The sequence below is a fragment of the Actinoplanes awajinensis subsp. mycoplanecinus genome, from assembly GCF_001509495.1.
Classification (GTDB): Bacteria; Actinomycetota; Actinomycetes; order Mycobacteriales; family Micromonosporaceae; genus Actinoplanes; species Actinoplanes palleronii.
Map to the genome: position 1 here is coordinate 48,163 of NZ_LLZH01000212.1, position 15,242 is coordinate 63,404.

At 66.8% G+C, this 15,242-nt stretch carries 11 protein-coding genes and 1 pseudogene; 8 read left to right on the top strand and 4 right to left on the bottom strand.

Features of this window, described 5'->3' with window-relative positions; genetic code table 11:
- Positions 1-159: 159 nt before the first annotated feature.
- Positions 160-844, top strand: a pseudogene (locus tag ADL15_RS22175) (transposase family protein); the annotation flags it as partial.
- 107 nt (positions 845-951) lie between these two features.
- On the opposite strand, the gene ADL15_RS22180 reads toward ADL15_RS22175, so the two are convergent.
- Positions 952-1,974, bottom strand: a complete 1,023-nt coding sequence (locus ADL15_RS22180) for a restriction endonuclease (RefSeq protein ID WP_338025559.1) — start codon at positions 1,972-1,974, stop codon at positions 952-954.
- The gene (locus ADL15_RS53150; RefSeq protein WP_157441526.1) at positions 1,868-2,296 is read right to left on the bottom strand and encodes a hypothetical protein; all 429 of its coding nucleotides are present in this window, start codon (positions 2,294-2,296) and stop codon (positions 1,868-1,870) included. Before ADL15_RS53150 ends, ADL15_RS22180 begins: the two co-directional genes overlap by 107 nt.
- 928 nt (positions 2,297-3,224) lie before the next feature.
- On the opposite strand from ADL15_RS53150, the gene ADL15_RS22185 reads away from it, so the two are divergent.
- The 6 genes from ADL15_RS22185 (at position 3,225) to ADL15_RS22210 (ending at position 12,820) form a co-directional block, all read left to right on the top strand.
- Positions 3,225-3,638 carry a hypothetical protein gene (locus tag ADL15_RS22185; protein ID WP_067694355.1) on the top strand — a complete coding sequence of 138 codons (414 nt, stop codon included), beginning with the start codon at positions 3,225-3,227 and terminating at the stop codon, positions 3,636-3,638.
- A 329-nt stretch (positions 3,639-3,967) separates the two neighbouring features.
- Entirely contained in the window at positions 3,968-6,637 is a 2,670-nt protein-coding gene (locus tag ADL15_RS22190; RefSeq protein WP_067694358.1) for a hypothetical protein, read from the top strand.
- Positions 6,638-6,643: 6 nt separating this feature from the next.
- Positions 6,644-8,146 (top strand): AAA family ATPase, encoded by a 1,503-nt coding sequence (locus ADL15_RS22195; RefSeq protein WP_067694360.1) that lies wholly within the window; start codon positions 6,644-6,646, stop codon positions 8,144-8,146.
- Between the two features lie 184 nt (positions 8,147-8,330).
- Positions 8,331-10,343 (top strand): tetratricopeptide repeat protein, encoded by a 2,013-nt coding sequence (locus ADL15_RS22200; RefSeq protein ID WP_083971575.1) that lies wholly within the window; start codon positions 8,331-8,333, stop codon positions 10,341-10,343.
- 495 nt (positions 10,344-10,838) lie between these two features.
- Positions 10,839-12,143, top strand: coding sequence for a NaeI family type II restriction endonuclease (locus tag ADL15_RS22205; RefSeq protein ID WP_198170950.1), 1,305 nt, complete (start codon positions 10,839-10,841; stop codon positions 12,141-12,143).
- A 155-nt stretch (positions 12,144-12,298) separates the two neighbouring features.
- Positions 12,299-12,820 (top strand): DUF4262 domain-containing protein, encoded by a 522-nt coding sequence (locus ADL15_RS22210; protein WP_198170952.1) that lies wholly within the window; start codon positions 12,299-12,301, stop codon positions 12,818-12,820.
- Between the two features lie 189 nt (positions 12,821-13,009).
- Here the strand turns inward: ADL15_RS22210 and ADL15_RS22215 are convergent, their stop codons facing one another.
- Positions 13,010-13,891, bottom strand: a complete 882-nt coding sequence (locus ADL15_RS22215; protein WP_198170954.1) for an NgoMIV family type II restriction endonuclease — start codon at positions 13,889-13,891, stop codon at positions 13,010-13,012.
- A 208-nt stretch (positions 13,892-14,099) separates the two neighbouring features.
- Between ADL15_RS22215 and ADL15_RS22220 the strand changes: the two genes are divergently transcribed.
- The gene (locus ADL15_RS22220) at positions 14,100-14,903 is read left to right on the top strand and encodes a hypothetical protein (protein ID WP_067694367.1); all 804 of its coding nucleotides are present in this window, start codon (positions 14,100-14,102) and stop codon (positions 14,901-14,903) included.
- A 53-nt stretch (positions 14,904-14,956) separates the two neighbouring features.
- Here the strand turns inward: ADL15_RS22220 and ADL15_RS22225 are convergent, their stop codons facing one another.
- On the bottom strand, positions 14,957-15,241 hold the full coding sequence (locus ADL15_RS22225; protein ID WP_067694370.1) for a hypothetical protein: 285 nt from the start codon (positions 15,239-15,241) through the stop codon (positions 14,957-14,959).
- Position 15,242: the final 1 nt, after the last annotated feature.

Genomic DNA, 15,242 nt, shown 5'->3' on the forward strand with positions numbered 1-15,242 from the left:
CCGCTCCGCCGTTCAGCCGCCCGACCGGGGCCCGCCGACGTGTCCGAATAGTGAGGCTTTCCAAGCTGATCTTGCAGCTCGGGGCGGGTAGGACAGGCCCGGTGAGCTATGTAGGACAACTGTCGACCAAGACCCGAAGCCCCGACCGGGAGCCTCACCATGCTGTCCTGCCCCGCCACGATTGCGTTGTCCAGCCGAACCCTGAACCACCTCGCCGAACGCATCTACGCCCATCGCAAGCAGCGCCGATCCCGATGGCGGCGCCTCGACCCCGGACGCCAGGCCCTGCTCGCCCTGGCCCACCTGCGCAACGGCGACACCGGCACCCGCCTCGCCGCCGGCTTCGAGATCGGTGTCGCGACCGCCTGGCGTGACGTCCAGTAAGCGATCTTCCCTGCTCAGCGCCGCTGCCGAGGATCTGGACACCGCCATGCAGCGCGTCCGACTGTTTGGCGTACGCGATCCCGGCCGGCACCCTGATCCCGATCGACCCGGGTCGCCCATCAGAAGCCGTACTACTCCGGGAAACACAGACGGCACGGCGTGAACGCACAGGTCATCGCGGATGCCGTCGGCCGGCTCGTCTGGGCCTCGGCCGCGCTGCCCGGCTCGACCCATGACCGGACCGCTGCCCGCGCCCGCGGCATCATCGACGCTTTGAACAGCGCAGGCGGAATGACTTTCGCCGACAAGGGATACCAGGGCGTCCGAGGCAGTGTGAGCATCCCGTTCAAACGACGCCGTTGCGGGCCGCAGTTGTCACGTCCGGCAGAAGGCGGTCAACCGCGCGCACGCGAAGATCCGCGACTGCGGTGAACGGGCGTTCGCCACACTCAAGACCTGGGATAGGGCAGCGACAGTCGCATCTTCTGATCTTGGCTAGGGGTGGCCCGGAATTTCGATCCGCGTTCGGCGAGGTCTTGACAAGACGAGGTCGGCAGCCCTCGGCGCCTACATGTCGGCAAAGAAGCCCGGTTGGACGGTGACGTCTTCGACGGTACGGGTCTCGACACGGATGCCCAGTTCGTAAGTCTTGAGCAGGTCACAGAGATGGTCACCGTCGATGAGATCGATGGGCTGGGCACCGGCCCGGTTCGCTTCCTTCGTGGCGTCCGCGCTGAAGGACCCCGTGGTGATCAATAGACCCTTGTCGCCACGACCGGCCATCGCGCCACGGAAATCGCGGACCGCACCCGAGCCGACGGTGCCTTGGTAGCGCTTGCATTGAAAGAAGATCGGAAAGCTGACCAGGCCCAGCCGGTACACGCCGAGGCCGTCGATCCCGCCGTCACCGCTCTTGCCGGTGACGGCGACGCTGTCGAAATTCGCCTCCCGCAGAAGCCGCTGAGCCAGCCGTTCGAACCCGTCCGGTGTCATGGCCATCAGCTCATGGAGCAGATGTTCCTTCCAGCCGCGTACCTCGCTGGCCTCGTCTGACTCCTCCGGCGTGATCGGTTCCGCGTCATCGTCCCCGAGTGTCCTCCGTTTGCCGGGGCCTGCCCGCAGTTCCCCGACGTAAGCGATCCACCGGTCGTGGATACGCTCACGCTGCAGTTCGTCAGGCAGTGCGGAGTCGTTGACCAGGGCGGCCCCTTCGTCGGTCAGCGCCCACACTCCACGGGAACTGTTGGTCAGCAGGCCCATCAGCTTCAGCCGGGTACGTGTCCAGGCCAGCCGGTAGCCGACCTCGGTCTGCGGCCCCTGGTTATGCAACTGCGACTGTTGCTGATCGCTGAAGCCTTCACGCTGGACCACCGTCTCGACGATCTCGTTGATTGACGCAGACCCGCCCAGTTCACGCATGGCTCGCAACGTAGGCACCAGGAGCTCACTGGGCCGTGGCAGATCAATGACAGCCATGTCGCCATCATGCCGCCCCGGCCGAGCCCGGCACCGCCGAAACCGAGACAGTCCCCGTACCACCTGTCCGGCCGGCCGGATTCGGGCCGGGTGGGGTGAGCGCTGTCGGCTCATGGCTCTTGGGTCCGGCACGCCGACGGGTTCTGGATTCCCGGCGTGGTTCGGTGACGACGGCATCGACAACGTCCGCCAGCCGAAGTTCGGGAACCGTCGCCTGCCAGAAGCTGGACGGAGGCCACCAAGTGGTGTCGAAGATCAGATCCCAGGTGTCCTCGATGATCCGTTGTAGTCGTGGAGGCTTCGGCTCATGCCGCTTCCAGCCGGAGAACTCGCCGATCGCGCTGTCGATTCGGTCGATCTCCGCGTCGGTGGCGGTGGGTGAGAACGCCGGCATGTCGTTGAGAACGCAGTGCCAAGCATCGAAGTGGCTCAGCAAGACACGATGCCGGGGGATACGTGCGGATCAGAGCACGCTGCCGGGCTTCTCGCGGGTAGCGAGTCGCACGCTATCCATCACGTCACAGCGGGTGGTTCGTGCCCACGACCAGACGGGCCAGCCGTCTCCCAGTCCTCGACGGGCCGCTGCCCGGCGGATCCACCGATAGGAGGCCACGAAATACGGGTCGATCAGATTCTCGCGCCCTGGCAGGACGGCCTCGCTGGTGAGTGTGTTCCATGCCTGCGGGACAGCACGGAGTACCAGGTCAGCGCGGCGTGCCGGATCGCCTGCCAAGCGACCGAGTGGAACAGCCGTGTCTACGGTTGCGGCCCGGGGATGGACGGCGTCTGAGTGGGTTACCGGCATGGGTACTCCGACGGGTAACTATCGGCGACGATGTGCCGCCTACAGACTTCGTGCTCCAGCGGTAGTACGCCACGAGCTGCGTCATCCGAAACGTCGAATGTCGGCGGGCGGTGGTTGGCTTGCCGGTCTCGGCGGGCGAGATCGGCCCAGTTGTGACGGTGCCGCCGAGATTACGCAAGTAGAGCGATGATCCCGGCGGGGTCGTCGGACGGCGTTCAGGTTGTCTGTATAGCCGATGCGGAATTGTCCGTAGCGATGAATTGCGCCTCCGGCGCGCGTCATTCACAACCGAGTGTCCGGATCAGTGACGGATTCTGTCGGACCCCACTTCTACGGTTCGGCCCGTGTCATCGCAGGTCGCGACGCACCCGGCCCCAGCAGGTCGGGTCGCTACCCGGCTGATGGCCGATCGAATATCCCGCGTGTCGCGTCATGCCACGCCTGTCCTGAGGAGGACGACATCAGCGACCAGAACCTTGAAGTCCGGGTACGCGACCTGGAAGCACATGCTTTCCGAACCAGCTGCCGCCTCCGAGACCTCGAAGCCCTCATAGCCGAAGTGACCGGCGCCGGTGCCGAAAAGGCAGCCGCCGCGACGCGGCCGGCGACGGTCGGTCAGCGGCTGGACCGGATCGAGGAGACGCTGGAGAAACTGCGCCGCTGGAAGACGATTCTTCCGAAGCTGGAGTACGAGAAAGTCAAGACCGCGGCCAGCGTAGACGGCCTCACCGTCACCGAATGGGTGTCACGGGCGATCACCGAAAAGGTCCGGCAGGAGGCGATTCGTGACGGGCAGCGTGGCGGTGCCCGCATGGAGGCGATTCCCATCGCGCCGGCCGTACACAGGATCCTCACCGCGCAGGCGGACGCCGAGATGTTGAGGCCATGGTCTTTGGCCGCCAGGTACATCCGGGACGGTGTAGAGGCGACTGCGGCTCGTGCTGCGACTGCGGACGCTGGCCCGTCCGCCTGAGCAGGTACCCGGAAGCCGTCTTCGCATCTCCGGGGGTGCGGAGGTGGCCTCCGACCCGAATTTTCGTACGTGGGAAGCCCGAGGTCGCAGGATGCCGGGCCGCGATCTTGCGTGAGATTGGCGACCGCGACCGCGCCGCGACGGGCCGAGGCCGCCAGCAGAACGATCAGTAGTCCCCCGTGTCGCCTGTCCGAGACTCCCCCTGCGGTTAGTGCCCTGGGGGGACCTCCCGGACCTCAGGGATTCCGATAAACCGAAACGTTCACGTCGCGCACGCATTGTCCGATCGACCGGCGAGCCGACGACGAAGCCATGGATAAGAGGAACGAATGGGTGGACTACAGACCGGCGGTGGCACCAGTGCCGTGGCGGCCTCGGCGCATGCCGGTTGTGAGCGCTTCCGGCTGACCGATCCGTTCATCACCCGCGAGAGCCGCCGGGCCCTGGCCGCACGGCTCGGTGAACCCGACACCGGCGCCGGCATTCCGCAGGCCCGTTGGATTCGCGCGATGACGTTCGAGAAGCTCGTACGCGATGACCGTTTCGCCGCGGAGCTGGTCACCACGACAGTAGGGCAGCTCGGGCTTTCGCGCCCGACGGCGGTGCGGCGCCGGGCGTGTCGTGCCGACGTCAGCACCACGGCTACCGAACTGGCCAGTGCCCACCGGCAGGCGATCGTCGCCGGAGAGGCCACCATGCTGGTCGGGCTCGCCGTTCCTTACCTGGAACTTGAGCACGTCCCCGATGCCAGCAGCATCCTGCCCGACTTCGCGGTCGTCTGTCCGCGCCGCACCGGCAACCGGGTTGAGGGTTCCTGGCTGATCATGGGGGATGCGAAGGACTACGAACGGGTCCGTTCCCGTATCGATGACGGCCGGATGCTCAAGGGCTTCCTGCAGGTCGCGCTCGGCGCGGAGTCCGCTGCTGCGTGGACCCGGCTGCCCGACGGCATGCACGTTCACGGCCACGGCGTCCTCGCTGTCCCCCGTAACGCGTTCCTGCGTCCGCAGGCTGTCGTCGAGCGGCTCGACGACCACCGTACCGAGGTTCGCGTCCGCGCCCAGGAGCGACTTGCGGCCCGATCGTCGCTGGGTGACGGTGCTTCGGCGCAGGAAGATCTGGCGGCGTACGTCGCGCACCTCGAAGCGACCTTCGACCCCCGTAGCTGTGCGACCTGCAATCTGTTCTCCTACTGCCGCACCGAACTGCGGTCCTCCGACGACCCGAAGTCGCTGCTCATCGAGATCGGTGTGGCCCCCGCTCAGCGCAACGCGGTCCAGCCGCTGGTCACCGGCACGGGCGAGACCGGCCGGGCGCCGCACACCACCGTCGCGCAGGTCACCGCCACCGTCACCGGCATGCCGCAATGGCATCGCCGTCCCCGCGTTGACCCGTGCGGCCGTCCCGGCACCGTCAACCTGGTACTGGTCAAGTCCGACGGCTCGGCGCTGGGAGTGCACGGCGTCGCGGTTCAGAGGGTCGGTGTGGCCGGGCCAGAGGAGTGGAACCGGCTCAGCTTCGCCGACCCGCAGGCCGCCGACACCCGCCGGGCGGTGATGAGCCTGCTCGGCCGCACCATCCGGGAGCAGCACGAGAACAGTGTCGGGCCGGTCCACCTGGTGGTTCCGGACCGGGCGACGGCTGACCTGCTGGCGAGTGCCGCGGACTCGCTGGCCGGGGTCGAACTGAGCCGGTTGCGGTGGCAGCGCGACCAGGACCGCGGCCGGCCGCTGCGCACGTTCGACGACGAGGAGGCGACCCTGCCCGGACCGTTGACCGCGGACGAGCGGCTGGCGGTCAGCTTCCTGCTCGAGGAGGACCGCGCCCGCACGATGCGGCTGCGCACCCCGATCGTCGACCTGCACGGTGTGCTGTTGGCACACGTCGTACCCGGTGGTCCCGCCGTGGACGCCGGCCGCCTCGACTACCTGATCACGTGGGCCGAGGCCATCGCCCCGCTGGATCACCGCAAGGTGTCCGACACCATCGCGGAACAGTCCGAAACACCGGGCGTACGGCTGTCCAACCGAGCCTCCGACGACCTCTTCCACGCTCTGCGCCGCAAGCCCGCGACGGAATACCACCTGCTCGTGACCGCCGCACTGGACTACCGCATCAGCGTCCTGGAACGAGCCCTGACGATCCTCGACGGGCTGGCCGTCTCCCGGTTGCGGGAGGTCCATCAGGCGTTGGAGAGCGACGCCCAGCAGGTATGGCGTCGCCGGCAGATGCTCCAGGCCTCCGACCTGGTCAGGTTCTCGCGCATGTACCCGCACTGGCGTAACTCCCAGGTCGACCTGCTCGACACCGACCGCTCCTGCGGCGACCAACTCACCTGCCTGACGGACCTGTCCTTCGCCTTGGACAAGGCGCGCGACGCGGGCGTACGCCAGCTCGCCCTCGCGGCGGTCGTCGGCCTGAACCCGATCCGCCTGGAGGTGCAGTCACGGCGTCTGGGCCATGGTGTGAACGTCGTGGCGCTGCACATCAACGACCGCAGTCTCGTCGAAGATACCGACACCACCGTGACCGTCCAGAAAGGGTCTTTCAAACTGGGCCGGCTTCCGTTGGGTTTCCTGACCCAGATTCCGGACACCGACGGCCTGGTCTGGGCGCCGGCGATCGCCCCGGAACTGGCCGTCGGCGACGAGCTGGTCCTAGCCGACGCCGGCTGGTTCGGCAAGCTGTTCAAATCTGGTCACGAGATCGCGGTCGCCCGGCCGGCGCTGGACAAACAGTCTGCCCCGACGATCGATTGCACGCCCGCGAGCTACCCGGCCGACCCGGAAGCTCACCGATGGTGCTGCAAACCGCACGCCGTAGCCGAGGCCGAGTGGTCCGACGAACTCGCCGCCCGCCGCGAACGCGGCGAGCTGAACCCTGCCGTGTGGCCACCTCTGGTCGACGACGAGCACTTCGACGTCACCCCCGGCCCCGGCATGCCCGAGCCGGAAACGGCAACAGCCCCGGCACACCTGACCCCCGACGATCTGGACTGAACCGCGATGACCATCACCTTCACCCCACCCACCGCCGCAGTCACCGAGGCGCTGCATCACCACCAGGCCGCGCACGGCAACAACCAGGCCGCCGCCGAGGCGGCCAAGGCACTCACCGACGCGTTGAGCGCCACCGAGAAGTACGACAAGATCCTGCTGCGCGCCGCAGCCGGCGCCGGGAAGACGCATGCGCTCCGGCACATGGTCCGGCAGGCGCTGGAACATCCGTACTGCTCTCGGGTGGCGGTCACCGCCTTCGCGAACAAGCAGGTCATACCCCTGGCCGGCACCCTCGGCCGCGAGCTGGGCGCCGACCGGGTCTGTCTCTTCGTCGCCCGAGACCGATTGCCGGACGTCCCACCGGCGGTACGCGACAGCGTATCGATCGCCACCAGCACCGCCGACATTCCCGCCTCCTGCGACGTCATCGTCGGCACCTCCCACAAGCTCGGCGCCTTCGGCGAAATGAAACGCCTGATCGACAACCTCGGCCCCGCCGACAACGGCACCCTGCCCTTCGACGTGCTATTCGTCGACGAAGCCTGGCAGCTACCCGCGCACCGCTACGCCACCGTGGCCGGCCTGGCACCGATCTCCGTCGGTGTGGGCGACGTCGGGCAGCTCCCACCCTTGGAACCCGGTCAACAGAACCCGTGGCGAGGAGATCCCGGCTACAACCCCTACCGTGCCTGGCCCACCGCCTACCCGGCAGGCACCACGACCCGCATCGTCGACCTTCCCACCGTATGGCGGCCCACCACCACCCAACTGCCGCTCTGGCGCGCCTTCTACACCGACTGGGACCACCTGCACTGCGTCGCCGGGCCCGGCGACCGCGCCCTGCAGCTGCCACCCCTGACCGGCGTGGCCGCCTCGGTCTGGGGCGCCGTCGCCGACGGCAGCCCCACCCTGCTGGAAGTCGACGGCCTACCCGACCCCGAGGCACCCGACATCGACCTGCCCCTGCTCGGCGTCCTCGAACAACTCCTGGAGCCGTTACTCGAGGGCGGCTTCAGCACCGTCGCACGCCGCTACAACAGTCAGGGCGTGCCGGACGGCGAGACCGTCGTGGACTCGGCAGACCCGCACGGTGACCCTCTTATCGTCATCCTCGCCACCCGTAACCAGGCCGTGGACGACGCCAATGACCTGGTCGAGCGATTGACCGAGCGCTACGACCTGCCCGATGGTGTCCTGGTCGCCTCCACGGTCGACTCCTGGCAGGGCCAGACCAACGCGATCACCGTGGCCATCCACCCGCTGTCCGGTGCCGAACAGCTCGACGACTTCAACTCCGCCTTCGGCCGCCTCGCCGTCACCTGCACCCGCGCCACCCACGGCCTGCTCATGATCGCTCGTCGCGGGCTGGACGATCTCCTCGACACGACACCGGCTCGCCCCGGCACACCCCTTGGTGAGCCCGGGCCCCGGTCACTGCCACGACAGACCCATCAACGCATCCTGTCCACTTTCAGTCGGGGCCTCCTGGACATCCCAGCGTCGGCCTAAATTCCGACGTCGCGGGTCACCCGGGCGCCCGCAACGTTCAAGACACGGGCCTACGGACCGAAGCACGAGCCGTTCGCTACACGACAGCGGCCCGCCCGAGACCAAACCGGCGGCCGAACCAGCCCGACCGACGTCTCCCACCTGGAGTCCTCATCTCCGGTGAACGGTCGCCGACAAACCAGTCATGTCAGTGGAAGCGTCGCCGCGGGACCACGTCAGTCTCCTCACCGGCCTCTGGCCACAGGCCGATGCGCAGCGGGTAGCTGTAGTCGGCGGTCCAACGGTTGCCGCACAGTTGCCGGCCGCCGATGGCCGATGCGGTATCTACGTCCTGTCCTTCGACGGTGGGCAGCTGTACGTCGGCCAGGCGGTCGACGTGGTAAGCCGATTCAGTGATCATCGCAAGACGTACGGCGATATCGCGGAGATGTACTTCTGGCGGGTCGCGCAAGCACGCCTCGACGATTTCGAGCAGCAAGCCATCCATGCGCTGCAGGCCGAGGGCTTCCTCCTGCGTAACGTGATCTACGCCTCTGGCAGGCTTGGAGCCAGCGATCTTGACACGCTCGTCTCGGCCGGGGAACAGCAGCAGTGGTTCGCTTCCGTGCCATCGGAGTACCTAGGCGACGACGAGCGACCGAACCGACCTCAGGTCCGGATCGCCAACCAGTCCAGATTCGAGCGGCTGGCCACGGATGCCCGTCTGGCCGCGGTGCTTCCAGCGGTCCGGCGCTACCTTGCGTGGACCATTCCGTCCCCCCGACGCACCGAGTTCTCCCGATGGTCGATCAGCGCCGTACCGGACACCAACAAGAACTCCGCACCGCGGATGCTCACCATTACCCTGCACTCACTCGAGACACTTCACGTGTGGGCGCCATTCGAAGAACAGCACCGGACCATCTTCGAACTCAACGTCGACCTGGCGACAATGCAGCGCCACTGGCCGGACCCCGACGACCTGCACGAGGCCTTCGGTGCGGCATTCGTTCAGGACTGCATCTACCGGGTACGCCCAGGTGTTCTCAGACTGGCGGTCGAGGGCGCCCGAAACTTCATGAGGCTCCTTGACCTGGGCGGAGTTGTCGAAGCGGCCCGGCGACTCAACCTCGACATGATCCGCAAAGGTTCCGCACTGCAGTGGAAGAGCCATTCGTTCGGTCTAGCCGACCTACTGCTGGAACCACCTGCCGTACCCACCGAGCATAAAGGCCCTGACCCACTGAGCCGCGGCCTTGCTGCTGATGCGCTAGGAGACCTTCCCCGTGCGAAACACTTCTACCGGGTAGCCGCCGGCACAGGCCAGCCCGAGGCGGCCTTTCGCCTCGGCGACCTGCACACCGAACTCCGCGACGATGAGCAGGCCACATTCTGGTACGCCCGTGCCGAGCGCGATGGCTACCACGGGGTGCGTCGTAGCCCAGACTTCGGCAACACCTACGCGCTCATGGAACTCGCCATGCATCATGTCCAGGAAGGTGACCCCTCCACTGCGGTCCACTTCTACCAGCGCGCGATTTGCAGCGGCTCCACCGAGGCCTACGCCGAACTCGGCCTTCTCCTCGAAGAACTCGGTGAGGCCACGGAAGCCGAGGTGGCGTACGAGCGGTCCGGCCAAGCAGGGCACGGTCTCGGCTGGTTCGGTCTTGCGTCGATGCGACTGCAGGAGGGCAACACCGAGCAGGCAGAAGCTTTGTACCGACGGGCTGTCGACGCGGGCCACCTAGGATCATTGATCAACATCGGCCTGATGCAGCAGGAACGCGGCGAGGATGCTCTCGCGGAAGCCAGCTTTCGGAAGGCGGCGAAGGCTCGGTTCCCTAACGCGGAGTTTCTGCTAGGCAACATCGCTGTCCTACGCAACGACCGGACCGCCGCCGTCAAGCACTACAGTCGCGCCCTCAAATGGGGCAACACCGACGGCTTGATCGGCCTCGGCCAAGTGCTCGAGGCCGACGGCGATCAGGACGGCGCAGAGTCTCACTACCGCCAAGCAGCCGAGGCCGGAAATCCGGGAGGACTCGTCAACCTCGCGATGCTGTACGCCCTGCGACACGACGACGAGCGAGCCGAGGCGTACTGCCGTGAGGCCGCACAGGCCGGCTACCCCGACGCGTACGCCGATCTCGCCGACATGCTGCGTGACGAGGGCCGTCCGGAGGCGGCGGAACGCTACGACCGCGTGGCCACTGTCTGACCTCACCGACTCGCGGCTGGACACGGCTCCCGGCCGCGAGTCGAACGCTCAGGATGCCAGAGCAGAGCACCACCAGCAGAGACGTTCCTGGTCATCATGACCTTGGCATGCAGAATGCCGCTTATGGAGTGCTGGCGTTGGCTGGCGGGCCGGTCCGGCAAGTCACGAGACTCGCGGCCTTCATCAACGCCGTTCGATTGCCTCGGTCCTGAGCTCGTCGGTCAGATGGTGGACGTCATCGAGTCCCTTTGTCCCATATGCCGAGCCGGCTCTCGCGTTCGTCGTGGGAGGCCGATCGCAGGTGTGCCGGGCTGGTGACGGGTTTCCGGGTTGGTCCGTCGCATACCTATTGGCGGTGGTCTGCTACGCATACGGCCGGTGCCAAGGCTGTTTCGGTATGAGCCGTTCCGACAAGATCGAGACCGGGCCTAACGGGTTTATGGGACGTCGGACCGTGATGGGAGGAGCGCCGGCGTCCTAGAGTGGCCGGAACCGTTGCTCCGCAGACAGCCAGAGAGGTCAGGCGTCCTCACCGCCCTTCGACGTGCTGAACCCGCCACGATGCGGCCAGTCCGACATCGGCGGCTTGCCGGGACCACGAACCAGGAAGAAGCGTTGATGACACGCAGCAGGGACTCGAGACTCGAGCGACTCACGGCGGTGGTTCCGCCGTCGATCGCGGCGAAGGTCCTGCAACGCGAAGACGCCAGCGGTGGTTCACGTCCCCCGTTCAAACGCCACGCCGCTCCCGACTCGTCGATGACCAAGAACAGCGAACGACCACCGTCATCCACGACCGAGCGGGCGCCAGACGAGGTCCGGGCGTTCGCCGATTGGTTCGAGACCCAGCCCGACGCGCGGAACAGGTTCAGGTGGGTGCTCCGCGACTCCCTGGATCAGGTCCTGGACGGCGGCCGCACCGGTCGATGGCACTACCTGCACCTGAGCAAGAACGAGAAGTCACACCTGGGCAGCATGATCGAAGCCAACCTGACCAAGAGCTTCTCGATCGAAGACGGTGAGATCCTCGACTGGAGGGTCGCGGGCCGGGAGCTGGACTGCAAGTTCTCCAAGGAGGTCGGCGGCTGGGAGATCCCCATGGAGATGTACACCTGCCTCGACCATGGCCGGCAGAGCGGCCAGGACGATCATCCGGCCCTGCTCGTCTGGATGAACGACGACGAGAATCAGTGGGCCGCCGGCCTGCTCAGGATCACCGACGACAGGCTGCGGTGGAGGTCCGACAGGGAGACCGGAGCACCCGTCCGCGGCTACAACCGCGACTACAAACGGCGCCTCGGGAAGGAGGCGATCGCGGAGGTCCACTGGCTGTGGGGAGGGATGCAGACCGATCTGCCCGAGAACATCCTGCTGCACCTCGCTCCCGCCGACCGTTCCGTGATCCTCTCGGAGGCCAGCGGTCAGAAGCGGATGAACGCACTGTTCCGCACAGTACGCGGACGGATCGTCAACCGCGCCACCGTTCTGACCGTCGGGCAACAGGACGACTCCCCGAAGAGGGCGAGGGACTCCCGCAAACACCTCTGCGGTGAGGGAGTGATCGTGCTGGGTCATCAGGACTCCGACCCGGTGGTCGCCGCGATCCTCGAGCTGGACATCCCCTCGAAGGGCACCTGGATCTCGGCTCGGCTGACCGAGGTCGGCAGGCATGACCTGCGGCCGCGGGTGCTCATCGACGGCAGGTACTGGGCCGTGGCCGAAGAGTCCGACCCGCCCGTCGAGGTACCTCTGGTCCCAACGGCACTCGCTCGCCAGGATCATCTCGACGGGTGGCAGTGACGACACCTCTCTCGGTATCGACGGCAGCCACGAGCCCTTCACCGCCATCCGGGTAGGTCCGGGACCGCGGCGAACCGTCACGGCACGGCGCGTGCTAACGGATCCGATCCCCGCCGGGCACCCGCCGTGCAGCGGTGATCGCATACGCTTCACGGGTGTTCGAGGCCTCGAGGATCTGTCGCTGCGTGATCTGCCACGACTACGGCGATCGCGACGATTACGACGAGGCCGACCGCAGTGTGATCGGCAACGTGGAGAAGTTCGGCTGGAGCGTCACCGGCGTCCCGGCGGACGAGCAGGGGCCGGGTTGGTCGTACACGATCGGTCGCTGGCACAGCCGGGGCGGATCGGAACTGGCCATGTTTGGGCTCGACCTGAGCGTCATGCAGTCCTGCTTGAACATTCTGGGCAAGCGTGACGGACTCGCCGACGGCCAAGTCCACGACGACGTGATCAGCGGCTACCCGATCCGCATCAGGGCTGTCGAACCGGCCTGGTACAGGGCGTTCTTCGGTCACGGCATCTGGTTCTACCGGCGACCGCCCATCCCGTTCCTCGAGGTCGTCTGGCCGGACCGAGACGGCGCGTTTCCGTGGGACACCGGCAGCCTGACTCAACCACACCTCTGGCTGCCGCCTGACGACCATCCGCAAGGCGTCTGGACACAAGACGTCTGAACCGCCGCCCACGCCGGACTTCAACCTCGGTGCCTGCGCGAGGGGCATACGGCCCCGCCGCGGCCGCACGGCTCCTACTTCTCTGATCAACGGCGTTGTCCCGAATGACACGTGATTGCGCGAGGGGCAGGCCGAGGGTTCCGGCGCGATCGGGCGGCACGCCGAGGCGGGTGGCAGACGGGCGGGCGTTCACGCCGTTATCTCGTCGACCAGATCGTCGTAGTCGCGCAGCCGGCCTTGACCCACCAGGCGCTCCAACGTTCGCACGCCCTGCCAGCGATCGCTGTCGCCGCGCTCGGACGCCAGTCGGGCCACGGCCTCCCGCACGGCGTCGAGGTGCAGGTGGTAGACGAAGTCGACGGCGCCGGATCCGTCACAGAGGATCGCCAGCATGTACGGCCGCGGCTCCATGGTCACCACGCCGTAGTGCGGCATCCTCCCGCGCCGCTGGCTGGCGAGTTTGGCGCCTTGCGAAAGGCAGTCCTGGGCCCGGTCCGTGCGAAGACTCCATTTGAGCGACAGCGCTGTTCGAAGCTCCGCAGGCCCGGCGGTCGAGTTGTCGGAGATCGTCACGTCCAGCCCTAACAGCGATTCCTCCGGGGCGCTGGTGAGCAGGCGCTCGACCAGGGCATCGCGTCTGCCGAGCCGAACTTTGAGCTGATTCAACCTCCGCAGGACCGCGCCGCGGGCCGGACCTGCGGGAAGATCTCGCACGGCATCGATGATCTGCTGGACCTCCATGTCGTCGGACCGCTCCACCTCGCGCTTGAAGTCGGCGAACGCCTTCAGGTGTGAGTACTGACGAAAGGCGGTGGCGCTGCCGCTTCCGACCGTGCCCTGCACGCCTACGCGCGCGGCCAGATCGTCGATGACTTTCGTGCCTAGAGCCTCCCCGACCTTGCTCGGCCCGATCTGGCTGGCGGGAATCCCGATGATCTCGAAGAGCCGACGACCCAGTTCCACCGAGATTGCATCGGACCTGTCGGAGGTGTTGGGAAAGGCGGAGACGACACCTGCGGTACGGAGATCGCCTCGGAACCCGCAGAGCTCGTTCAAAAAAGCGGCCGGCACCCGGTCAGAGTAGTGGTAACTCGAAGAGCGCGTAGTGTTCCCCGATCGGCCTGACTCGGCGAATCCGGCACGGCAACGGTGCCGGGCCGGAATCCGGGTCCTCAATCCCGCCGTGGCTCCAAGTCCGAGATGGAGTGTCATCCATCGAAATCTGTCATACCCCCGGCTGATGATGGGCACAGGCTCACGCATCGGGGGTAATCGAACAATGACCGACGTCGTCACGGCAGAACAGGTGGAGCTGCACTTCACCCGGTCGGCCCACACCCGTGAGCTGGTCAGCGGCTGGGAACGAGATCACCGCGATGACGAGGTCGTCGACGCGGTGCGCAGGCATCACAGCAAGGTCGTCAACTCGGTGACCTTGAACGAGGTCGAGCAGGTGTGCAGGACCACCGATCATGCTCTCGGCCGGGTCCGCGGCGAGGACGCCGACAGCGTCCCGGCGATCCGGGACTGGACCAGTCCGTTCGCAGTCAGTCACGTCTTCCATTTCATCACCGAGGCGGTCGGGACTGTTCCCACCTACCAGCTGTTCCAGAAGACCTGCCAGATGTCGGAGTTCCGCCACATGCTCTGGGAACCGGCGATCCAGGCGATCGAAGACTGCATCCAGGCCGGCACGCCCTCCTGGCTGGCACACGACGCCATACGATGGCGTATCGGCAACTTCTACTACTCCTTCCTACGGGAGCAGTGGACCCACGCCTACCTGCGGTCGAGCGGCATCGTGACCCGACAACACCCACTCGCTGACGCCCTGTTTGCCGTCGACGGATGGGTCGACGACAAGGTGATCAGCATTTACATCGGAAATCGGACGTTTCGAACTTCGGCCGGTGGCCGCAAACACGGCCCGCGTGTCCGTCTGCGCGGCGCACAGCCACCCTTCGGCTTCGTGGATATGCAGCTGCCCGCCGCGACCAGGTTCGGCAGGGTCCACCTTCCGGATCGCCGGCGGGTCGACGAATGGATCCACCGTCAGTTCCGACGCCACCTCGAGCCCGTGTGACGTCTCCGTCTCAGGTCGGTAATCAGGGTGTCCGCCGCCGTCCGGTACGGGGTTCAGAAGAACAGGCGCCCGACGTCACCGCCGACGATCCTCGCGGCCGCATCCGCCATGAACGCCGCGATCGGCCCGTCCGCGACCTCGACGAGCAGATAACGTATCGCGCGTACCGGAGCGTCCACGGCCGTCGGGTCGTTCGCGGTCGCGGCCTGTTCGGCGCGGGCGACGTGCTCGAGCAGTTCGTGGTGCTGAGGACCCGACAGGCCGAGCAGCCCGTCGGCGTCTCGCAGCGCCCGGCACAGGCTCCGAACCTCTTCGGCACGGTCAACGGCGTCGTCCATG

What these genes read in the sequence shown, in the direction of transcription:
- ADL15_RS22180 (WP_338025559.1), bottom strand. Translation starts at nt 1,974, where the DNA reads ATGAGCCGACAGCGCTCACCCCACCCGGCCCGAATCCGGCCGGCCGGA.
- ADL15_RS22190 (WP_067694358.1), top strand. Translation starts at nt 3,968, where the DNA reads ATGGGTGGACTACAGACCGGCGGTGGCACCAGTGCCGTGGCGGCCTCG.
- ADL15_RS22195 (WP_067694360.1), top strand. Translation starts at nt 6,644, where the DNA reads ATGACCATCACCTTCACCCCACCCACCGCCGCAGTCACCGAGGCGCTG.
- ADL15_RS22200 (WP_083971575.1), top strand. Translation starts at nt 8,331, where the DNA reads ATGTCAGTGGAAGCGTCGCCGCGGGACCACGTCAGTCTCCTCACCGGC.
- ADL15_RS22220 (WP_067694367.1), top strand. Translation starts at nt 14,100, where the DNA reads ATGACCGACGTCGTCACGGCAGAACAGGTGGAGCTGCACTTCACCCGG.
- ADL15_RS22225 (WP_067694370.1), bottom strand. Translation starts at nt 15,241, where the DNA reads ATGGACGACGCCGTTGACCGTGCCGAAGAGGTTCGGAGCCTGTGCCGG.